The sequence below is a fragment of the Mesorhizobium sp. M8A.F.Ca.ET.165.01.1.1 genome, from assembly GCF_004792065.1.
In the GTDB taxonomy this organism is placed as follows: Bacteria; Pseudomonadota; Alphaproteobacteria; order Rhizobiales; family Rhizobiaceae; genus Mesorhizobium.
This window is the reverse complement of the sequence record NZ_SRTH01000013.1, coordinates 166,252-187,384: the sequence shown is the minus strand read 5'-3', so window position 1 is coordinate 187,384 and position 21,133 is coordinate 166,252. Positions and strand designations below refer to the sequence as shown.

Below are 21,133 nucleotides of genomic sequence, written 5' to 3'. Positions count from 1 at the left end.
TTGCCCAATGAAAGTCGTCATGCCGTTCAGCGACAAAGACCATCCCCTCAACCAGGTTGATAACCTCAAGCGCGCCTTGCATGCTGCCGGGGTTGCTCTCTGGTCATGGAGCGTCGAAACCGATGCTTTTGCCATGGATGAGCAAGGATTCAGGTTGTGGGGGTTGCCACAGGCGGATCAGGTGACATTCGAGGATTTATCGTCCCGGATCCATCCTGCGGATCGGGACAGGGTGCGTGCCGCATTCACCGCAACGCGGGCGCTGGTAGGCGCCTACGAAATCGATTTCCGCATCATCCTTGGCGAGGAAATTCGTTGGATTTCTGCGCGTGGTCTTGGAAATGACGAGGGATTGCACAATGGGCAGATGTCGGGGGTATTCCTCGATGTAACCGGCCGCAAACAGGCGGAAGAGGGGCATGAACTCCTGGCGGGAGAGATGAGCCACCGGGTCAAGAACCTGCTGGCGATTGCCACTGGCTTGACCAACATCACATCTCGCTCCGCGACATCAGTCACGGAAATGGCGAGGGAACTCACACAACGGCTGACCGCCCTAGGAAGGGCGCACGACGTCGTTCGACCGCTAGCGGGTAACCAGGGCCGCGCCGCACTGATCGGTGATCTTATAGCCGTTCTGCTGGCTCCCTATGATGATCAAGGAGCTTTCAGCGGTCGTATCCGTGTAGCCGTTCCGCGAATGGGCGTAGGTGAACAGTCTGCCATGACCTTGGCCCTTGTGATCCACGAGCTCGCTACCAACTCCCTCAAATACGGCGCCCTCTCTGTGAGATCGGGGATGTTGGACGTCTCGGGAACGTCATCTGATAACGAGGTTTGTATTGTGTGGACCGAGCGCGGGGGTCCCTTCGTAGCGTCGTCCGGCAGGGAGGGGTACGGCAGCCAGTTGCTGAACCGCAGTGTGACTGGCCAGCTTGGAGGCTCGATCGTCACGGATTGGTCAAATGAAGGTATAATCGTGACTGTCAGGATGAACGCCGAAAAACTGTCCCAATGAATGGTAATCTTTTTCCCGGGGTTCGAGTCAGTAGAGCGCTACATCGCAAGACCCACTATTGAGGACGCGATCTTTTGCTGTCGTCGGCATGCGGCGTCACCAGCAGGTTGGAGCCATTGTTGGTGGCAATGATGGATGGGGCAGATAAATATATGAAGCCTAGAAACCGAACATTCTGTTTCTCGCAGGCTCCACATCAGGCTTGGAATTTTTCCCCTAGGTAAGGACGGCGCACGCGGCTAGCATAAGGCTCACTGGGGGTGGGCGATGACAGACGTCTCAATACGCCGGGCGGATTTCATGATGGTCCTGGCCTATGCTTCGGACCTCGCCACGGGCCATTCTCGCGACTTCGCACTGAAATCCTGCGTACTTGCAATGCGGATCGCCGAGCTTGCGGGTGTTTCCAATGAGGTTCGGCGCAATGCCTACCACCAGTCCATGCTGCGCTATGTCGGCTGCAATGCCGACACGGACCTTCTGTCGGCCACCTTCGGCGACGAAATTGCGCTCCGCCAGGACCTTGTCGGCCTCGACATGGGCAATCGTGCGGAATTGGGCAGGGTCTTCGTGCAGGCGTTCAAGCGGTTCTACTACGATCTCGAGCCTGACGCGCAGGCGAGGGCGATCGAGGCCGCGATGTCGCAAGCGCTCGTGGTGGCGCGCCCGGTGCTCACAGCGCATTGCGAGGTCGCGCAGCGGATAGGCGAGCGGCTCGGCCTGTCGGACGAGATCCGGCGCAATCTCGGGCAAATCTACGAACGTTGGGACGGCAAGGGCCTGCCGCGTGGGCTGAGCAGTGACGATGTCCTGCCCGCCGTACGCCTGATCACGCTGGAGCAGGATGCCATCGCGCTTTGCGATGCCGTCGGCATCGAAGGGATGGCCGAAACCATCGCCGGTCGTGCCGATGGCCCATACGAAGCGGGCCTGGCTCGACTCGTCTCGTCCAATGCGGCGATCCTAATGGATGGCATCAGCGCGACTGTCGACCGCGAGACCATTTTGGCGCTTGAGCCCGATCCGCCGGTGACGCTTGACGAGAAGGCTTGCGACGAGGCGTTCCTGGCCATAGCCGACATGATCGACATGCGCATGCCGTTTACGCAGGGCCATTCGAGGATGGTGTCGGAACTGGCCACGGGTGCGGGCAAACGGAGCGGGTTGCCCGATCCTGACGTTCGCGCGCTGCGCTGGTCGGGCTGCATCCATGACATCGGCGAACTCGTCGTGCCGGTGGCGACCTGGATGCGGAACGGTCCGCTGTCGGTGCGCGAGCGCGACGCGGCGCAGCTTCACGCCTATTATGGTGAGCGGGCGCTGGCCTCGTTCGGCCGCGAGGGCGATGCGATGGCCGCCCTCGTGCTCCGCCATCACGAACGCCTGGATGGCTCGGGCTATCACCGCAAGGTCGGCGGCTCAGACCTGTCCCCGGCGGCACGGATCCTGGCCGCAGCCGAAGCCTTCCAGACATCACGGGAGGAACGTCCACATCGCAAGGCCTTATCCAGCGAGGCAGCGGCAACGCAGTTGCGCGCCGCCGTGCGTGACGGTTGTATCTGCCCTGACGCCGCAGAGGCCGTGTTGTCTTTCGCGGGACAGCAGTCGCGGCGGGCTTTGCCGCGGGCGCTGGCCGGCATGACGGCGCGCGAAATCGAGGTGCTGCGCCTGATCGCCGCCGGGCTCACGGCGAAAGAGGCGGCACGCAAGCTTGATATCTCGCCCAAGACCGTGGACCACCATATCCAGAACGTCTATTCCAAGATCGGCGTGACCACCCGCGCCGCCGCGGCACTCTATGCGGTCGAGCACGGCCTTATCCGACCGGGCGAAACGCAGGCATAGGGAATCCACCCCATGTGGACCCGCTCACGGGCGCGCATCGTGATCCTGTCGACGGACCAATGGTGGCCGCGACCGACAGGAGGAAATCAGATGCTTCTCGCAACGACCAAAGTGGCAGATGTCGACCACTTCATCCGTATCTTTTCGACCAAGGGCGCCGACAAGCGTCGGCTGCACGGCTCGAGCGGCGCGACCGTCTTCCGCGACCCCAGCGAGCCCGATCGCGTCTGGGCGATCTTCGACTGGGACGCCGAGGGCTGGAAGAATTTCGTGTCCGATCCGGAGGTGCCAGCGATCCTGCAGGAAGCCGGCCATGTCGGCAAGCCGCAGGCGGCACTGCTCCTCGGCCATTACGAAGCCTGAGGTCCCGCCCTGAGCGCCGCCCGCCGCCCGGCGGCGGCGCGCCCGATGAACCCCAGATTTGGAAAAATCAAATGGATCCGAAACCCATCAAGATCGGCCTAATCGCCGAACTCACCGGCCCATTGTCTTTCATGGGCATCGCAAATGCGAACCTCACCACCATGCTCGTCGACGACATCAACGCCAAAGGCGGCTTGCTCGGCCGGCCGCTGGAGCTTGTCATCGAGGACGGCGAAACCACCGACACCGTCGCCAAGGCAAGGACCGCGAAACTGATAGATGTCGACAAAGTCGACCTGGTCGTCGGCGGGATCTACAGCTCGACCCGCCAGGCCATCAAGAGCGAGGCAGTCGTGCGGGGCAGGACGCTCTACATCTACACCGAGCAGTATGAGGGACAGGAAAACGATCCCCTGATCTTCTGCTCGGGTCCAGTGCCCGCGCAGCAGGTCGAGCCGCTGATCCCATGGTTCATGAAGACGACCGGGGCAAAGACATTCTATCTGCCATCGGCCGACTACATCTGGCCTCATTTGCTGAACAAGGCGGCGAGCCAGATTGTGCGCGCGAACGGCGGTGAGATCGTCGGTGAGGAATATTTCCCCCTCGATACAGTCGATTTCCGGCGGACGGTCGAGCAGATCATGGCGAGTGGCGCCGAGGTGGTATTCAACACCCTCGTTCCGCCGGGCCTGACGCCGTTCCTCGACGAATTGCACAAGGCCGGCTTCGGCAAGCGGGGCGGCAAGATCATCTGCACCTACTTCGACGAGAACTTCTTCAATCTTGTGCCGTCCGAGCAGATCGAAGGCCTCTACAGCTGCCTCGACTACTATCAGGAACTCGATGATCCGTTTGGCCGCGCCCTCTTGCATCGCTACCAAGACCGTTTCCCCGGCAGCGCGATGTTGACCGCAGGCAGCGGCTGCACCGGCCACTACCGAGCGATCAAGATGTGGGAAGCGGCGGTGACCGAAGCCGGCACGGTGGAGCGCGATGCGGTCATCCGGGCGCTCGATCACGCGCGAATCAGCGAGGGACCAGGTGGCCGGGCCGAGATGGTCCCCGGCCAGCACCATGTTCGCATGAACATGTACATTGCGCAGGCGCAGGGCGGTCGATTCCGGGTCGTCAAGAACCTGGGTCCGATCGACCCCAACGAACGCGCACTCAGCGACGAACTCCAGCTAAGCAAGGCAGTGTAACTGGTGGCGTCTAGCACCTATTCTTCCATATGGCGGGGGCGGCTAGATAATGCCCTCGCCATGAAACGGGTCGATGGTGGTTGTATCAGGCACCCCCACTAGAGCAACCGACATACCAAGACGCGCTGTCGTGGCGCGAGACTTGAAGTCGCTGACAGGCGACTATCAACGCTGGCTCTTGGCGCAAAGGGTCCACGATATGCCGGACGCGTCAGTCCGCTTTCCACTCTCGCCATCCCTAAAACGGACAGTCCGCAAAGCGGCCCATTGCCGCCCGTCTGAAATGCGCCCCATGTAAGTCTATGAGCTGAGCCTAGGCGCATCCCAAAAGCGGACATCCGAGCTAACGCCCGGGGGGTGCATGCTCCAGTTCCCAACACCGCCAAAGCCACCCGCAGCAGTTCGAAACTCAGCCCGCCGAGAGCCTGTGAAATTCCTCAAACTGACCCGGGAAATTCCGGGCCAGATTCCGCACCACCTTGGAATTATCCATCAGACGGTCAAAATAGCTGCTGGCCGCGACCAGCTCCAGGCTCGGTGAGCCACGTGGTTCGAGCGCGCGTAGAAATGCCAAACCGAGCCTAGCCAACTCGGGTTCCATCTCCGCCATTCGGCCGTGCGATCTCTATTGCGTGACCGGAACGACCAGCTGCAGCAAAGCGAAAAGCTTTCCGCGCCCGTGCAATCCTGCAGCAGATAGATGGCTTCCGGGCAAAGCTCGCCGGCGCGGAGCTGGGAGGCGCTCACTACAGAGGCAGGTTGAGGCGACCGCTGTGCGGGCCGTGAGCCTTGGATTTTCTGTGCCAATGCACTTGGCACCGCTGGCGGTACGGCGTCGCTAAATGCGACCTGGCAAGGCAGGCATGGACCAACGTGGCTTGAGGTTGGCCATCCACGCTGCAGCTAGCTTGGACGCGCGCCCTGATCGTGAAAGCAAGCCGAAAACCTACCTCACGTCGCCCGCTCTCCGCTGGCGTCGCTGATCTTGTCCCTGACGGCCTTTTCGGTTTCCGAGGCTGCGGTTTTGACGACGTCAGAAACTGTGTTGATGATCGAAGCAGGATCGGCGCCGAAGCCCTTTTTGTCGGCCTCGTCCTTGACTGTTTGGTAGGCTTGAGCGGCAACATCCTTGGCGCCTTCGACGCCTTGATGGAGCAAGTCGTTCGCCTTGTCGCGGATAGCGTCGCTCGTTTCACCGAGCTGTTGATCCTCGAATTCGGTGCGTGGAAGCATTGCTCCTACCGCTGTCCCGAACGCCAGGCCCAGAGCCGCCAGCATCAGCGGTTCCCGGCGCATCAGGTCCACGGCTGCGGCCGTTGCTTTACTAGCCTGATCACCGTATTGGCTGGCGCTGTGCGAAACGCTCGAAGCAGCACCTGCCATGGACGAACGCGCGCCATCGGCCGCATCTCCGACGATAGATTTTGCCTTGTCGGCGGCGCCTGACAAAGCGTCTGACACGCCGCTTATCAGACCCTCGCTGTCAAATGGGAGATCCACTGCTCCGGCATCACCGGCGAAGTCAGGACGCAAGCTCGAGCGGGCCGAATCATTGACCGAGACCGGCTTCTGGGCTCCTTGTCCTGCCATCAGCCACATCAAGCCAACGCTTACGAGAGCGACGGGAAGCGGATTCGCACCAACCTGTGACTTGAGGGCACTGAGCATCGAGCTGCCATCGCCGCTTGTAAAGAGCCCGGAAAACTCGTCGATGAGCTGGCCTGGCGTCATTTTGTTGCGAATGGATTCGGCCGTGTCGGAAACGTTGGCCCGCGCGATTTCGGCCTCACGTTGAAGTTCGGCGGATGATTTCTCGATCATTTGACTTGGTCCTTGATTACCTTTGCGTCGCTCTTCAGCTGCGCGGCGGTGCGATCCGGCGTTAATTCAGATGGTTTCATATTTGCGGAGCCTGTCTTCACCAAGACGAGGCCAAGGACGGCGACTACGATGCCGACCAGCAGCGACGACCATCCTGGTCCGAGAGGGGTTTTCGAGAGCGCGATGACCAGGGCCTGCAGAAGCACCATTAAGGCGGCCAGAAGGCAAATGGCGCCGCCCAGAACCTCGATTGCACCCGCGCCAGCCTTTTCGGCCTTTTCCGAGAGCTCAGTTCTGAGGAGCCTGCCCTCGGTCTGGACCAACGTAACAACCTGCTGCGACAGGTCTCCGATCAGCGTCATCAAACTGCGGTCCTCTTGGCTGCCGGGGGTCATGGCGTATCACTCCCGGCTGCCACATCGGGTTGGGGACGATCTTTAGCGTGGGGACCTGGCGACGAGCTTTTGATAAAGCGACCCAATGCCAGACCCGCGACCATTGCTCCACCGAACAACGCCGCCGGATTGCTGCCGCCGAAAGCGCGGACCTCAGCCAGGACTTCTTCGAAAGGCTTGTCCTTGAGCGACGCGGACATACGCTCAAGACTGCCGGCTGCTTCAAGGGCAAACTTTGCCGCCGCTTTCTGGTCGCTGTTGGCTAGGTGGTCACTGGCCGCGCGGACGGCGCCGCCAAGCGCGGCGACCGCACCCGTCAGGGTATTCTGTGCAAGCTGGGCCTCGTCGAGTAGCGCGTCCTTGCCTTCTGCGGCCACTTCCTTGGCTTTCTGTGAAATATCTTCCTTGGCTGAGCCGAAAATCTCGGAGGCCAAGCGCCCCGCCTCGTCGGCGCGGCCGGCAATCTCCCGCTGGGCCCGCGAGAAATCGGGGTTAGGATTCGGTTCAGATGCCATGCCAGTCTCCCATGTCGGGCCAACCATCAGTGGAGGCCTAGAAACGAGAGGATCGCGAGCACGACGACCACCAATCCGATCAGATAAATGACACCGTTCATGTGCGTGTTCCTCCAGACGGGGCAACTTGCCATTTCCTCAAACGTTCCGGCGTTCGCTGATTTATGGTGTCGGTGAGAGGTGCGTTGAGAGTCTCCTCACATCCGTTCTTTGCTCGAACCATGAACCTGGCAGCCTTTGAAGGGCAGGTACAACTGGACACGGCGCCGCAAAAAAAGCAGAGCAGGCGACGAGAGTCGACATTTGGTGAGATTGGCCCGGGCATCAGGGAGCTGCGTGACGGCGCGCTGTCGTGGCGCGAGACTTGAAGTCGCTGACAGGCGACTATCAACGCTGGCTCTTGGCGCAAAGGTCCGCGATACGGACGCGTCAATCCGCTTAGTCTCGCCATCCCGAAAACGGACAGTCCGCAAAGCGGCCATTTGCCGCCCGTCTGAAATGCGCCTCATATCGGTCGTTGCGAGAGGCCAAGCAGCTGTCTAAAAGCAGTCCTCTTCACGAGACCTTTCAGCGCACGCCATTTACACGAATCGGAGCTCCGCCTGATTGTTGAAAGCCATGGCCCCTCCAATCCTTCACGGGGCGCGCATCGATGTTTGGGCGGCAGCTTGGAGAGCGCGCTCTAAATGCAAGGTAGCCGCGCGTCCTGGGCGGTTCACCGATTGCTCAAGATAATAGTTCCCTGGTCCCGGCGTTTTCGGCACGAAGGAACAGACGCCCAAGTTCAAAGAGGCCGCCAATGGGCCACATACAGGAACATGGCCGATTGCAATGCCCAGTCCCTGGCTGACCATCATCAGCGCCAGTGGAGTCGTATCGACTGATTCCAGCATGAGATTGCGCCCCTGCATCGGCCCGAAGTTATGGGTGAGCAGCGCGGTCCAGCCCATGGCATGCGAGATCACATCAAACAATCGAAACGAGAGCAGGCTCTCAAGATCCGTTATTTTCGGGGCATCTTCCTTGCGGCACATAACGACATGCGACATTCCCATAAGCCAGTTGGGATGACGGACAAGGTGCGGCTCTTCTCCGAAACGGATCGCCAGATCTGGCTCCGTCTTGCGCTGTGTGCCCTCCATCATGAGATCAACGCAAATTGACGGGTTCTCGCGCTCAAACTCGGCCAGGACCCGCGGCAACCAACTCATGGCCATCAACTGGCTTGCAAGAAGGGCGACACGCTCAGCGCGCTGCTTGCCAAAGATCGAAGCGGCCTTGCTTTCGATCGCACCCAGCGAAACCTGAACTGTCGGCAGGAAGTCACGTCCCTCGGCAGTAAGGCTAATCCGGTTCGCCGCCCGTTCGAATAGCGCGCGACCCAAGTGGGTTTCCAGAGCCAAAACCTGCTGGCTCACCGCCGCCGCCGACATGTTCAATTCCTTGCCCGCGCGAGCAAAGCTCTGATGCCTCGCGGATGCCTCAAACACGCGAAGCCAATTCAAGGACGGGATCAGCGCCGACATGATCGGGCAGCATAAGCTCAACTTAGCCTTAGAGCAACGAGATACTGTCTCCAGCGAAGCCCCGTTGGGTGGCATATTCAGGCGGGCTGAAGGACCCGTCCATTCCAACGCAATAAGAAAGGGAACAGGGAATGCAAATTCGACGCACGATACTCGCGCTGGCCGTTATGCCGCTTTTGGCCGGCACGGCGGTCGCCCAGAACCTACCTGACCATATCACCATCGCTACTGAAGGGGCTTACCCTCCCTGGAACTACACCAACTCCGATGGTTCGCTGGGCGGCTACGAAATCGACCTGACCAAGATTCTGTGCGAGCGCATGAAGATCAAATGCGACGTCGTTCCACAGGAATGGAGCGGCATCATTCCTGGCCTCACCGTCGGTAAGTACGATGCCATCATCGCCTCCATGGGCGTGACCGAAGAGCGCAAGAAGGTCGTCGCCTTCTCCAAGCCCTATGCGAAGGCGCCAAACGGGTTTCTGACTGCGGGCGACAACGCACTGAAGGACCTACCAGACGCCGGTCAGTCTTTCGACCTCGCGAAATCTCCGAAGGACGCCGAGGCCGCAATGGAAGTCCTGAAAGGAAAGCTCGCCGGAAAGGTGATCGGCGTACAGACTGGGACGACGGCGGCGACCTTTGCCAGCCAGTACTTCAAAAATCTTCAGATCCGCGAATACCCGTCGTTCGAGCAACTGGGTCTGGAACTAACCGCGGCACGCATCGATGTGGCAATCGCCAACGTGACGGCCTTCAAGGCCGTGATCGACGCCAATGCGAAGGGAGCGCTCGTCTTTGCCGGTCCAACCTTTGCCGGCGGCGTGCTCGGCCTCGGCACGACCAACGTTGCGCTCCGCCTCAAAGACGATGCGCTACGGGCGGCATTCGACGGCGCCATCACCGAGATAAACAAAGATGGGACGAACAAGGCCCTCACCGCGAAGTGGTTCGGCGTAGACATCTCGATCCACGAGTAATTGACCCGGTCCCCTCCCTTTCAAGGGAGGGGACCAATGCATGCTCCGGTAGGCGCAAGCGGTCCCTCAAGACATTTCGACAGGTGCTGGCATGTTCAAGCCCATCGGGTCCTCCGAGGCGACTATTACTGTCTTCTTAGACAGCGAACCGATTGCCGCTCGTTCGGGTGAGACGATTGCTGCCTGTCTTTTGAGGGCCGGCGTTTCGCATTTCCGCACCACGCCGGTTAGCGGTTCTCCCAGGCTGCCATTCTGCATGATCGGTCATTGCTTCGACTGCCTGATCGATATCGAGGGCATTGGAAGCCGCCAGGCATGCCTTTCGCAGGTCCGGGACGGGATGAGGGTTCGGACCCAGAAAGGTGTCACGACGATAACCGGAGCAGGATCACAATGACCATCCTGACCAATCCAATTTCGCCCGGCGAAGTACCAAACGGACGGGTGCCCGATGCCGATGTCATCGTCATTGGCGCAGGCCCTGCAGGAATGGCGGCTGCTGTCGAACTGGCTTCTGCGGGAAGCCAGGTTGTCGTCCTCGACCTACAGCCGGCACCCGGCGGACAGATCTTTCGCGCGCTCGGCGCGAACTTTGAGGATCGTCCAGGGACCGAGGTCCTTCTCAAAGCGCTTGGCCCGACCTACGCCGCAGGTCACACGCTGATCCAAAAATTCAGGACTACGCCTCGCATCGACTATCGCCCTGAAACCGCCGTTTGGGATCTGCGCGCCGATGGCACGGTCGGCTGGCTCAAAGGAGAGGTGGCCGGGTATTTGCGGGCGAGGCATGTGTTGCTTGCCAATGGCGCGATGGAGCGCCCAACTCCCTTTCCCGGCTGGACCTTGCCCGGCGTGATGACGGCCGGAGCTGTGCAGACCCTGATCAAGGCCGGGCGTCTCCAGCCAGAGGGCCGGGTCGTGCTCGCAGGCACCGGCCCCCTGATTTTCCTTCTTGCCGAGCAATTGCGGCGCCTCGGGGTAAGGCCAGCGCTTATTGCCCGCACGGACCGGCTGCGGCACAAGATTGCGGCACTATCCCGGCTTCGTCTTGCGGGCCTTCCCGCACTTCTGAAAGGCGTGGGCTGGCTTACCCGCTTGCGGTTTGCCGGCATCCCCATGCGATCGGGCATCACCGAACTGCAAGCGCATGGCGGCAGCCAGGTAGAGCGCGTGAGCATGACTGTCGCGGGCATGAGGGTGGAACTGGCTTGCGACCTGCTGGTCGTCCACGACGGTATCGTCCCCGCTGTCGATCTGGCGCATGGTGCCGGCCTGGCGCTGGAATGGCAGAAAGCCGATGCATGCTGGCGGCCAAAAACCGCGCGGGACGGCAGGGCGCAACTGGCGCCAGGCGCCACCTTGACCACTGGGCCTTGCCGCATCCACGTTTCAGGCGACGCTCGCATGATCGGTGGGGCAGACGCCGCAATTGCCCATGGGCGCCACGCAGCAAGGGCAATCCTCTCTGAGCTCTCCGGTGCATCAAGCCTGAAAGTAGACAGTGACGTCGAGGGGGCTGCTGTGTGTGTTCAGCGCGCGATTGCCGCTCGGCCGTTCATCGATACGGCCTTTCCGCCCGGCCTCGCTTCGCAACTACCCGAGGATGCAACAATCATCTGCCGGTGCGAGGAGATAACTGCCGGTACTCTCCGCGCGATTATTCGCCAAGGTGCTACCGACATGGATCTGATCCGTGGCGTTTTGCGCTGCGGCATGGGCCCATGCCAGGGCCGGACCTGCTCGGTTACACTGGCGCGTCTCCTTGAGGAGACAGTGACGCAACAGTCGGAGTTTCCTGTTCCTTTCCGGGCGCGACCACCGCTGCGACCACTGCCCTTGGCGGCGCTTGCCGGATTGACCGGGTTCGATCCGCAGTTGGCCGAGATTGTCTCGCTTGATGATAAGCCAGAGGCGTCCTCGGACGGTTCCCATGCGTAGGGCTGTCGATGATGTTTTGATCATCGGTGGCGGTCTGCAAGGCTGCTCGATCGCGCTGTTTCTCGCGCGGGCTGGCAGGCAAGTCACCGTAATCGAGAAGAACCTTGCCGGGCGTCATGCCTCAGGGGTAAACGCCGGCGGCCTTAGGCTCCTGATGCGGGATGTGCGTGAATACCCGCTGTCTCTGCGCGCTATGGAGATGTGGGAAAATCTCACCGAATACGTTGGGGCTGCAGGCGCCGAGGCTTGCGAAGTGCGCCTGGGCACATCGCAAATCGCGCTGGCCATGGATGCTGCGGAACTGGATTGGGCTGAGGTGCGCGCTCAGGATATGCGACGTCGCGGCATCTTTTCGGAGGAATTGATCGGTCCGGAGGAATTGCACCGCTTGCTGCCCGGCCTCGCGCGCTCAGCGCTTGGCGGTCTCATTTCTCGGCGCGATGGACACGCCAATCCTGCCAACGCTGCTCGTGCCTTCCGCGATGCTGCCGAGGCGGCTGGCGTGCGAATTGTTGAGCGCTGTGCCTTACGCGAACTGCGACGTGCACCGGGAGGCAACTGGGCGGCTGAAACCGATGCTGGGTCTCTCGAAGCGGAGCGCATCATCAATTGCGCCGGCGCATGGGGCGCGAACGTAGCGGCCCTCGTGGGCGAGACACTGCCAATGAAAATTCTGGCTCTCACCATGATGGTGACAGCGCGTGTGCAGGCCTTCGTTACGCCGGTGGTGATCGGAATCGACCAGCCGCTATCGTTCAAACAGAGCGCCGTCGGCTCCCTGGTTATCGGCGGCGGCATCTCGGGTAAGCCCTGCCCGGATCAGGATACCTCGTTCACCATCATGGACCGCATGGCCTCAAGCGCGATCGCCACGATTACTGCGTTTCCCGCTCTGGCAGGTGTGCCAGTTCTAAGAACCTGGACAGGTCTCGAAGGCGCAACGCCTGATGGTATCCCCTTCATCGGACCCAGCACCCAGCATGACGGCCTCTGGCACGTGTTCGGGTTTTGTGGCCATGGCTTTCAGCTTGCGCCTGCGATTGGAGAGATTGTCGCCCAGTCGTTGATTTCCGGGGCTGCCGACTCGAGGCTTGCTCCATTTGCAGCAGACCGTTTTCGCACCAAACCACCGCTCAATCATGAGGCCTTGCAATGACGACGAGCTTCATAGAATTGTTGGGCTTCGGACCACAGGGCTGGGGTCTACCTCTCCTCAAAGCGGCAGGGATAACCCTAGCGGCCGCGATTTGTGGCTTCTTTCTTGGCAGCGTCCTTGGAATTGGTGGTGCGAGCCTGAAACTGGCACGATCGCGCTTCTTGCGCGCCATTGGCCAATTCTACACAACGGTTTTTCGCGGCGTCCCTGAGATCCTTGTCGTTTATCTGTTCTATTTTGGCGGAAGTGTCGTTCTTTCAAAGGCGATGAACGTCGGTGGCTTTCCCGGCTTTTATTCGCTGCCTTCCTTTGCAACCGGCGCCATCGCCGTCGGGGTCGTATCCGGCGCCTATCAAACCGAGGGCTACCGGTCCGCCTACTTGCGCCTCGACCGGGGGCAGATAGAAGCCGGCGCCTCTTGCGGCATGTCCAGACTATTGCTGTTACGGCGCATCATCGCGCCGCAAACGCTGCGCTTTGCCCTGCCCGCGCTAGGCAATGTCTGGCAGTCGGCGCTGAAGGAGACATCACTTCTATCAGTGATTGGGCTGAGCGAGTTGCTGCGCCAGACCGGGACAGCCGCGGGTTCGACCCGTCAGCCGCTGCTGTTTTATGGCGTTGCCGCCCTGGTGTTTCTGATCATCGGCCGGTCAACGGGCATCGTCTTGATGCGAATGGAACGCCGCCTCGCCAAACCCTGGAGTCGCTGATCATGGATTGGCCGTTTCTTTTGGATGTCCTGCGGCAGCTCCTGTCCGGCCTGCCGCTCACTCTGCAGCTTGCCGCCTTGTCGCTTTCGATAGGTTTTGGTTTGGCAGTGTTGGTGGCTGCGGCCGCAGCCTGCCCGTTGCCGCCTTTGCAATGGCTTGCCCGGGCTCATGTCGAGGTGTTTCGTGGGACGCCGCTCCTGGTGCAGATATTCCTGATCTACTACGGCCTCGGCCAGATCATCATTTTGCGCCAGTCCTTTCTCTGGCCGTTCCTGCGCGAGCCATATTGGTGCGCAATCCTGGCTCTGGCACTTAATACCTCAGCCTATACGGCCGAGATCATTCGCGGTGCGGTCCAGGCGGTGCCGCCGGGCGAAATCGAAGCAGCTCGCTCGTGCGGCATGTCGGGCTTCCTGCTGCGTCGCCGGATCATCTGGCCGATTGCGCTACGCCAGGGGCTCCCAGTCTATGGCAGCGAGGTGATCCTGATGATCAAGGCAACATCCTTGGCCAGTATCATCACCCTGACCGAGGTGACCGGCGTCGCCTACAAACTGATTTCCTCGACCTATCGCGTCCTGGAAATCTTCGTGGTCAGCGGCGCGATCTATCTGGCGCTCACCTTCCTCCTCAGTTCAGCTCTTTCGCTGGTCGAACGGAGACTGCACGCCCATCACGCACATCGCAAAGCCTAGCACCCCATAGGAGACCCACATGGCTCATGTCGCCGCCTCCGCCGCCTCAAATAGAACTGCTGAAACTGCCGCTATCTCAGTTGAAGGCCTTCACAAGCACTTTGGTAGTGTGGAGGTCCTGAAGGGTATAGATTTCGAGGCCAAGGACGGAGAAGTGGTCTCCATTCTGGGGGCGTCCGGCTCCGGCAAGTCGACTTTTCTGCGTTGTCTCAACCTTCTAGAGATGCCATCGGCGGGACACCTGCGCATCTTTAGCGAGGAGGTCAGGCTGCGGGCAACGAACGGCAACCTATCAATCGCGGATCGCAAACAGGTCGATCGGCTCCGCACGCAAGTGGCGATGGTCTTCCAGAATTTTTGCCTCTGGAGCCATATGAACGTCCTCGATAACCTTATGGAGGCGCCGCTCCACGTCCAGCGCCGAAACCGCGCAGAGGTCCGGGACGAGGCCGAGGCCGTTCTCAAGCGGGTGGGCCTGCTGGAGCGGGCCAAGGCGTACCCAGCCCAGTTGTCAGGCGGCCAACAACAGCGAGCAGCCATTGCTCGGGCCCTGGTCATGAAACCGCGGGTCTTGCTCTTCGACGAACCGACATCCGCACTTGATCCCGAACTGGTTGGGGAGGTCTTGAAGGTAATGCGCGACCTAGCGGCGGAGGGCCGAACCATGCTCATCGTCACCCATGAAATGGCATTCGCACGCGACGTGTCGAGCCGAGTCTTGTTTCTGGATCAGGGGCGGATCGAGGCTGAAGGCAAACCCAATCGTCTGTTTGGTGGCGGCGCAAACGAGAGGTTCGACCGGTTTGTTTCCCGGTTTAACCAAGGTTGAGGCAAATACTCTGATCTGCAATAGATTCGGCCCTGGGGCTGCACCATGGCAAGGCCGTCCACCACGGATCAAGCGCGCGGCCGGAGGGAGCGGGCTAGGGGCCGACGTCACTGTGATGAAGCTGGAAGCTGACAGCCCGGTTCCGGCTCCAGCTGCCCGGCGGTAATGCGCCTCATCCCTGTCGTTCAGGGCCGCCTGTACACCCTCAGAAGCGGACATCGCAGGTGCCGACGATGCGCGGCTTGCGCCATTACGCGATACCGCAAATCAAAGCCTACACTTTTATTGTCAGGGTCGAGAGCTGGTCAGTGTCGTAACGGTCCCGCAAGTGGGCAAGCGCTTTCGGATCCGGAGAGCTGTGTGTAGCCAGTTTGGCAAGTTCTTCGAAATAGTGTTCATGCCCAGGCGGAGAGACGGTCATCAGCACCCGCGCAGGCTTTTCGCCGATATTGGTGATATTGTGCGGCGCCCCCGGTGGAATAAACAGGAAAGTACCTGGGGTCGCGTGGATCGTCTTGTTCCCTACATGCCACACGCATTCGCCCTCAAGCACAAAGAAGGTTTCCTCCTGCACGCGGTGAACATGAAGGCCGGTGGCGAACCCGGCCGGGATTGTCCAGTCGAACATACTCGTATGTTTCGTATCCTCGCCAGTGACGAGGAACACCATTGGATAGCCACGTAGCATGCCCCCCTTGTTCTCTTCGGGCATGCGAATGACGGGAGCGACGCTCATCTGATCCTCCATTGGTAACATGTGGGCAAGATGTGCTTGGCGTTTCGGCAAGTCCTTAGGCCGTTCCGAAATCGTTGCGAAAAATTCACAAACGGTATCTTCTTCGCAAATGCCAACACGCTTTGCATTTGGCCCGTTTCGCCTCGACGCCGATGCGGGAATTCTATTCCACGGCGTCGAGCCGACGCCGCTCGGCAAGCGGGCGGTCGCGTTGCTTGCGCGGCTTGTGGAAAAGGCGGGTGCGCCGGTTCAGAAAGAAGCTTTGATCGAGGCGGCGTGGTCCAGACAGGCCATTGAGGACAGCAACCTTACGGTCCAGATTGCGGCGGCACGGCGGCTCCTTGAGGACTTGGCGGGCGGCGCATGCTGGATCGAAACGCTGCCGCGACGCGGCTACCGCTATATCGGGCCGGCGGTCACAGCCGATAGCCGCGAACCGAGAGTCGATGGAGCAGAACCGGCAACGCTGACATTGCCGGACAAACCCTCGGTCGCGGTTTTGCCGTTCTCGAACCTAAGCGGCGATCCGGAGCAGGATTATTTCGCCGACGGTATGGTTGACGATATCATCACCGGCCTGGCGCGCATCAACTGGCTGCTCGTCATCGCGCGAAATTCGACCTTTGCCTACAAGGGCCGCGCCTTGGACGTGAAGCAGGTCGGCCGCGAGCTTGGCGTCCGGTATGTACTCGAAGGCAGCGTGCGGAGGGTCGGGGGCCACGTGCACGTGACCGGCCAGATGATCGATGCATCGACCGGCGCTCATGTATGGGCCGAGCGATATGACCGCAGCTCCGACGATATCTTCTCGCTTCAGGATGAGATCGCCATTTCGGCCGTCGGCGCAATCGCACCGAGCCTGCGGCGTGCCGAAATCGACAGGGTGAGGCGCAGGCGTCCGGATAACCTGGATGCTTATGACCTTGTGCTTCGGGCCCAGCTTGACGTTGATTCCGGAATGCCTGAGCGGGCGATGCGAGCGCTCGTGCTGCTCGAACGCGCCATCGAACTCGATCCGGCCTATGCGCTGGCGCACGGCAACGCTGCGATGTGTCACCACTGCCTCTTCCTCCGAAGGGGCTTGGAGGAAGCCCACCGCGCCGCATCGATACGCCATGCGCGCTCCGCCATCCTTCATGGACAGGACGATGCGTCCGCATTGACTCTCGCGGGATTTTCCCTCGGCATGGATGGTCATGACCGCAGCGCTGCTTTGACTGCAATGGAAGCCGCGCTTGCGATCAGCCCGTCATCGGCGCTGACCTACATTCTCGGCAGCGTCGTCCTCGGATGGAGCGGAGAAGCAGAGCGAGCCATCGAGTGGAGCGAACGAGGCATGCGGCTAAGCCCATTTGATCCTTGGGCCTTCGCCGCTTTCGACGCGCAGGCGATGAGTCATTTGCTGTGCGGCCGCTACGACGAAGCCTGTCGCGCCGCTTACAAGTCCGTTCAGGCCAATCCCGCACACAGCATCACTTATGTGCAATTGGCCGCTGCGCTTGCCAAACTCGGCCGGTTGGAAGAAGCGAGGGCAGCTGCCGCACGGGTGCTCGAACTGCACCCAACTTTTCGCTACGGTCGCCAGTTTGCGGGCGTGAACTGCGCTCAGGCGCTCGCGGAATGCCTTGGTGATGCGCTTCATGCTGCCGGGCTACCAGAATAGCGCGGCGCTCTCGTGAGTATGATCGGTCCGGGCCAATGAGCGGATGTCGCATGAGACGGCCGGTTGGCGGCGGTTCAATTCCGGTTGCCGGATTCTATGGGTGCAACCAAACTGGTGAAAAACGGCACTAAGCCAGGATTTTTGGTCCTTCATCCTGCCAATCGCCAAAATACATCAGGTGGTTGGATACCATCAAAAATACCAACACCGAGACGGGGGAAACCCACTTAATAATGGTGCCGGCCTTCATCGCGCCGCCGACCTAGCGGCCCCTCGAAACCTCTAGTGCAGGCGCAGGGCTTTCGTCCGCGTATTCGGGTATCGCCGCCTTGGCGTACCCCTGCCGGATGCGTTCGGCGTCGGCCGGATTGCTGAAGGGTAGCCGCCCCACGTGCTCTGAAAAGCGATAGCTCGGGTTTATCTCTTTTAGCTCGGCGCTCACGCGCCGTGCTTCATCGACGTCGCCGAGGTGGCCCAGCGCGGCAATAAGGAGCCCCCGCGACAGGTCGGTCTTGGGCGACACGCGGATACGCTCGCGAAATGCCTCGACCGCTTTCTGGTACTCCCCGGCCAGGAGGTAAGCCGAGCCGATGAAGTGCCAGGTCAAATGGCCCTGCAGCGGATCGAGGCGCAGCGCGTGCTCCAGATCCGGAATCGCCTCCAGCGGCGCGCCGTTGTAGATGTTGCCCACCCCGCGCAGGCCGAAGGCCAGTGCGAAGTTGGGGTTGAGAGCAAGCGCCTTCTCCACCTCCTCGCGATGTCCGGCCGGATCCTTCTCCCAAAACTTCACCAGCGCGGCCATGTAATGCCCATAGGGCAGGTTGGGGCCCTTCTCGAGCGCCAGCCGACTATAATGGGCAGAGAGTTCCTTGCTGTCGGTGCGCCCGCTCCAGTGGTTCTGAAAGTCGTGGTTGTAAGCGTGAGCCAGGCCGGCATACGGTTCGGCATAGTCGGGGTCGAGCTCAATCGCCTGGATGAACAAGGCGACCGCGCGCTCGAATGTCTCGTTTGTCTTATCAGGACCGGACAAGACCTCGCGCCCGCGCAGGAAAAGATCATGCGCCTGGATGTTTCTCGTTGGTGTATGGGCGATGCGCGCCGACTCGGCCGGGGTCAGGGCAACCCTGAGGGCTTCGACGATGCGGCGCGTCACGTCGTCCTGCAGCGCGAAGATATCGGTCATGTCGCGGTCGTAGCGGTCCGCCCAGACATGGGTCCCGGTCCGCGCATCGATCAACTGGGCATTGATCCTGACGCGGTTGCCGGCGCGGCGGATCGAGCCCTCGAGCACCGCAGTCACGCCGAGCTCGCGCCCGACCGTCCGGACATCGATGTTCTTGCCTTTGTAGGTGAAGCTGGAGTTGCGGGCGATGACCGAGAGGCCGGCGACCTTCGACAGGTCGGTTATGATGTCTTCGCTGATGCCGTCGGCGAAGTAGTCCTGCTCGGTGTCGCCGCTCATATTGGCGAACGGCAGGACGGCGATCGACAGCTTTGCCGACTTTGATCCTGCGGGCCGGCTCGTCGAGGGTTCCGACGTCGCGATCGCCTTCGCGCCGGCGGCACCGACCGCCAGCGAATAAACTCGGATCGGCTCGGCGATGTTCTTGAGCTGCGTGCTGCCGAGATCGGCGACCGAGAGGTTGAGCCTCGCTTTGACCTGGCGATAGGCATCTTCGGACAGGCAGATGGCCCCGGGCGCCGCAACGCCCTCCAGACGCGACGCGATGTTGACACCATCGCCCATCAGGTCGCCGTCGCTTTCCTCGACAACGTCTCCCAGATGAATGCCGATCCGGAACTCGATGCGACGGTCCTGCGGTACACCGGCGTTGCGCTCCACCATTCCGTTCTGCACCTCGATAGCGCAGCGCACGGCATCCACCACGCTGCGGAACTCGACAAGCGCTCCATCTCCGGTGCGCTTGATCACGCGCCCGTTGTGCACGGCGATGGTCGGATCGATCAGGTCGCTGCGTAGTGCCCGCAACCTCGCCAAGGTGCGATCTTCGTCTTCGCTGGCGAGCCGACTATATCCGACCACGTCTGCGGCTAGAATTGCGGCTAGCTTGCGATTCTCACCCATAGCGCCCTCCGCGGCTATCGAGGTTAGCACAACGAACCGTTGAGCGCCTCCCCATTCGATGGGTGCGATCCTGGCGAAAGTCGTCGTTGAAATTAGCGCGCCTAACGGCAGCTATTCAAGCTCGACGCCCGTAAGCCGACAGTCAGAACTCGGCCTCAAATCGGTTATCGGAAACGGCAGCGTATGATCGGTCTTGGCCACCTATCGGCGCTTTCCACCCTCGATCATCGCCCGCCGTTTAATTAGCCACGATGTCAGCATGCGTGACCCAACCGGTTGCGGATATTGTGATTGCGGCGGGTTATGGTTGGACCTCTGCGCCGAGCCGAGGTTGGACGCGTAGCGTGCTTTCAGTGCATATCCGACCTAAGTCCTGAGGTAGCGCCAGCGAAGGTCCTGCATTCGCCTTTTTCTGGGCATAGTGGGAATATCTCCGTCTCTTCTGCGTTGTCTCAATGTATTGAGGAGGAAACCTATCATGCAGAATCCAAAATTAACCCGAACCTTGCTGCTCGCCCTTCGGGCGTCAACTGTCCTGGCTTTGGTGGTGGCGCCCTATCAGCTCAGCTTTGTGAGCTCGGGCAAGATCCAAATAGCCGCCGCGTATGCCAAGAGCGAGGGTGGCGGCGGCAGTAGTAGTGGTGGTGAGGGTCATGGCGGCAACTCCGGGTCTGGCAGCGATGGAGATCACGACTCTGGGCACGGCGGCAACTCTGGCCGCAGTGGCAGCGACGATGGTGCAGACCACGATGCCGGTGACGACATTGGGCATGATGGGCAGGAGCACGTGAACGCGGCAGACGATAAGGTCGAGATTTCAGGTGACAAGACCGAAGTCACCCATCCCGACGGCACAAAGGAAGAGATTGAGAATGGCCGCCTGGAGGTGAAGGACCCTTCAGGGCGCACTATAGTTGAGCGTGCTGCAACACCCGAGGACATCGCGCGACTGCAGTCGCTGTAAGCACAGATCTGTATGGCACAACGCGTCAATTCACCTCCGTCTGCGGGCGAGGGCGCTCTGAAGCCTTTCAACAGCGTAACTTTTTGACGGACCCATGCGTCGGCTTTCGGTGCCGTAAGCAAAAAACCCAGCTAGATCAATGATCTAGCTGGGTTGAAACAATCGAGTCTGACCAATTCAGATCCACCCAAACGCCACATAAAGCTTCAAAGCATAAATGTTGGGGGAGCCCAAAGTTTGTGCTACAAATTGTGCTACCTATTGTGATATTGCGATGCTTATCCACTGGTTTGGACCTATTCGTCTCAGTCTCATTGATCGCACCCGTCACACTTACCTCAAGTACGAGGCGGCGCCGGACTGTGTCGAGGCGCTGGGTGCACTCAACCGCTGGCCCGGCCGAACCGGTATCCCGATCGCCGTGTATCTGAAGCGATGGGAGGCGAGCTGTGCTGAGCTTCAAGCCTCGCCCCGACTGCCTGTCCGCCTGCGCAAGCTGTTGCGCATCGCGTGATCAGCCCAAGCCAGCGAGTATTGTCATCTGGGATCGTCACGCGCGGAATAAAGTGCGGACCCGTCCGCTTGCGGGCTCAAGCCCTCGCGGCCACGCGCGCCAATGGCCGCTCCCATTGCGAGCGGAATTTCGCACCGATTGCACCGACCATAAGCTGCAGCCAGTCGTGCTGGG

At 60.7% G+C, this 21,133-nt stretch carries 21 protein-coding genes; 14 read left to right on the top strand and 7 right to left on the bottom strand.

Annotated elements, in window-relative coordinates; all coding sequences use genetic code 11:
* Positions 1–19: 19 nt before the first annotated feature.
* The 4 genes from EN808_RS27450 (at position 20) to EN808_RS27435 (ending at position 4,431) form a co-directional block, all read left to right on the top strand.
* Entirely contained in the window at positions 20–1,018 is a 999-nt protein-coding gene (locus tag EN808_RS27450; protein ID WP_135881131.1) for a sensor histidine kinase, read from the top strand.
* 267 nt (positions 1,019–1,285) lie between these two features.
* Positions 1,286–2,863 carry an HD domain-containing phosphohydrolase gene (locus EN808_RS27445; RefSeq protein ID WP_135917262.1) on the top strand — a complete coding sequence of 526 codons (1,578 nt, stop codon included), beginning with the start codon at positions 1,286–1,288 and terminating at the stop codon, positions 2,861–2,863.
* A 90-nt stretch (positions 2,864–2,953) separates the two neighbouring features.
* Complete coding sequence (locus EN808_RS27440; protein ID WP_135907014.1) at positions 2,954–3,226, top strand: hypothetical protein; 273 nt, start codon at positions 2,954–2,956, stop codon at positions 3,224–3,226.
* Between the two features lie 71 nt (positions 3,227–3,297).
* On the top strand, positions 3,298–4,431 hold the full coding sequence (locus EN808_RS27435) for a substrate-binding protein (protein WP_135907016.1): 1,134 nt from the start codon (positions 3,298–3,300) through the stop codon (positions 4,429–4,431).
* Between the two features lie 409 nt (positions 4,432–4,840).
* On the opposite strand, the gene EN808_RS27430 is transcribed toward EN808_RS27435, so the two are convergent.
* The 5 genes from EN808_RS27430 to EN808_RS27410 all read right to left on the bottom strand — a co-directional run bounded on the left by EN808_RS27430 (position 4,841) and on the right by EN808_RS27410 (position 8,688).
* Complete coding sequence (locus EN808_RS27430) at positions 4,841–5,041, bottom strand: plasmid partitioning protein RepB C-terminal domain-containing protein (protein WP_135907018.1); 201 nt, start codon at positions 5,039–5,041, stop codon at positions 4,841–4,843.
* Positions 5,042–5,382: 341 nt separating this feature from the next.
* Entirely contained in the window at positions 5,383–6,252 is an 870-nt protein-coding gene (locus tag EN808_RS27425) for a hypothetical protein (protein ID WP_135917261.1), read from the bottom strand.
* On the bottom strand, positions 6,249–6,647 hold the full coding sequence (locus EN808_RS27420; protein WP_135907020.1) for a phage holin family protein: 399 nt from the start codon (positions 6,645–6,647) through the stop codon (positions 6,249–6,251). Before EN808_RS27420 ends, EN808_RS27425 begins: the two co-directional genes overlap by 4 nt.
* Complete coding sequence (locus EN808_RS27415; protein ID WP_135907022.1) at positions 6,644–7,162, bottom strand: hypothetical protein; 519 nt, start codon at positions 7,160–7,162, stop codon at positions 6,644–6,646. Before EN808_RS27415 ends, EN808_RS27420 begins: the two co-directional genes overlap by 4 nt.
* A 635-nt stretch (positions 7,163–7,797) precedes the next feature.
* Complete coding sequence (locus tag EN808_RS27410; RefSeq protein ID WP_135917260.1) at positions 7,798–8,688, bottom strand: LysR family transcriptional regulator; 891 nt, start codon at positions 8,686–8,688, stop codon at positions 7,798–7,800.
* Between the two features lie 131 nt (positions 8,689–8,819).
* Here EN808_RS27410 and EN808_RS27405 point away from each other — a divergent pair, with 131 nt between their 5' ends.
* The 7 genes from EN808_RS27405 (at position 8,820) to EN808_RS27375 (ending at position 14,996) form a co-directional block, all read left to right on the top strand.
* On the top strand, positions 8,820–9,668 hold the full coding sequence (locus tag EN808_RS27405; protein ID WP_135907026.1) for a transporter substrate-binding domain-containing protein: 849 nt from the start codon (positions 8,820–8,822) through the stop codon (positions 9,666–9,668).
* A gap of 91 nt (positions 9,669–9,759) precedes the next feature.
* The gene (locus EN808_RS27400; protein ID WP_135880718.1) at positions 9,760–10,065 is read left to right on the top strand and encodes a (2Fe-2S)-binding protein; all 306 of its coding nucleotides are present in this window, start codon (positions 9,760–9,762) and stop codon (positions 10,063–10,065) included.
* Positions 10,062–11,606 carry an NAD(P)/FAD-dependent oxidoreductase gene (locus tag EN808_RS27395; RefSeq protein WP_135917259.1) on the top strand — a complete coding sequence of 515 codons (1,545 nt, stop codon included), beginning with the start codon at positions 10,062–10,064 and terminating at the stop codon, positions 11,604–11,606. Before EN808_RS27400 ends, EN808_RS27395 begins: the two co-directional genes overlap by 4 nt.
* Positions 11,599–12,762, top strand: coding sequence for an FAD-dependent oxidoreductase (locus EN808_RS27390; protein ID WP_135907032.1), 1,164 nt, complete (start codon positions 11,599–11,601; stop codon positions 12,760–12,762). Before EN808_RS27395 ends, EN808_RS27390 begins: the two co-directional genes overlap by 8 nt.
* Positions 12,759–13,472 (top strand): ABC transporter permease subunit, encoded by a 714-nt coding sequence (locus tag EN808_RS27385; protein WP_135880715.1) that lies wholly within the window; start codon positions 12,759–12,761, stop codon positions 13,470–13,472. The genes EN808_RS27390 and EN808_RS27385 overlap by 4 nt, the downstream gene beginning before the upstream one ends.
* A gap of 2 nt (positions 13,473–13,474) precedes the next feature.
* Complete coding sequence (locus EN808_RS27380) at positions 13,475–14,167, top strand: ABC transporter permease (protein WP_135880714.1); 693 nt, start codon at positions 13,475–13,477, stop codon at positions 14,165–14,167.
* A gap of 19 nt (positions 14,168–14,186) precedes the next feature.
* Positions 14,187–14,996 (top strand): ATP-binding cassette domain-containing protein, encoded by an 810-nt coding sequence (locus tag EN808_RS27375; protein WP_135907034.1) that lies wholly within the window; start codon positions 14,187–14,189, stop codon positions 14,994–14,996.
* Between the two features lie 274 nt (positions 14,997–15,270).
* Here EN808_RS27375 and EN808_RS27370 read toward each other — a convergent pair whose 3' ends face one another.
* Positions 15,271–15,732 (bottom strand): cupin domain-containing protein, encoded by a 462-nt coding sequence (locus tag EN808_RS27370; protein WP_135917258.1) that lies wholly within the window; start codon positions 15,730–15,732, stop codon positions 15,271–15,273.
* Between the two features lie 109 nt (positions 15,733–15,841).
* Between EN808_RS27370 and EN808_RS27365 the strand changes: the two genes are divergently transcribed.
* Entirely contained in the window at positions 15,842–17,395 is a 1,554-nt protein-coding gene (locus EN808_RS27365) for a winged helix-turn-helix domain-containing protein (protein ID WP_135917257.1), read from the top strand.
* 262 nt (positions 17,396–17,657) lie between these two features.
* Here EN808_RS27365 and EN808_RS27360 read toward each other — a convergent pair whose 3' ends face one another.
* Positions 17,658–19,481 (bottom strand): adenylate/guanylate cyclase domain-containing protein, encoded by a 1,824-nt coding sequence (locus tag EN808_RS27360; protein WP_135907040.1) that lies wholly within the window; start codon positions 19,479–19,481, stop codon positions 17,658–17,660.
* Between the two features lie 478 nt (positions 19,482–19,959).
* On the opposite strand from EN808_RS27360, the gene EN808_RS27355 reads away from it, so the two are divergent.
* Both EN808_RS27355 and EN808_RS27350 read left to right on the top strand, forming a co-directional pair.
* Entirely contained in the window at positions 19,960–20,445 is a 486-nt protein-coding gene (locus tag EN808_RS27355) for a hypothetical protein (protein WP_135917256.1), read from the top strand.
* Between the two features lie 274 nt (positions 20,446–20,719).
* Positions 20,720–20,959 (top strand): hypothetical protein, encoded by a 240-nt coding sequence (locus EN808_RS27350; RefSeq protein ID WP_135880709.1) that lies wholly within the window; start codon positions 20,720–20,722, stop codon positions 20,957–20,959.
* The last annotated feature ends 174 nt before the right edge of the window (positions 20,960–21,133 follow it).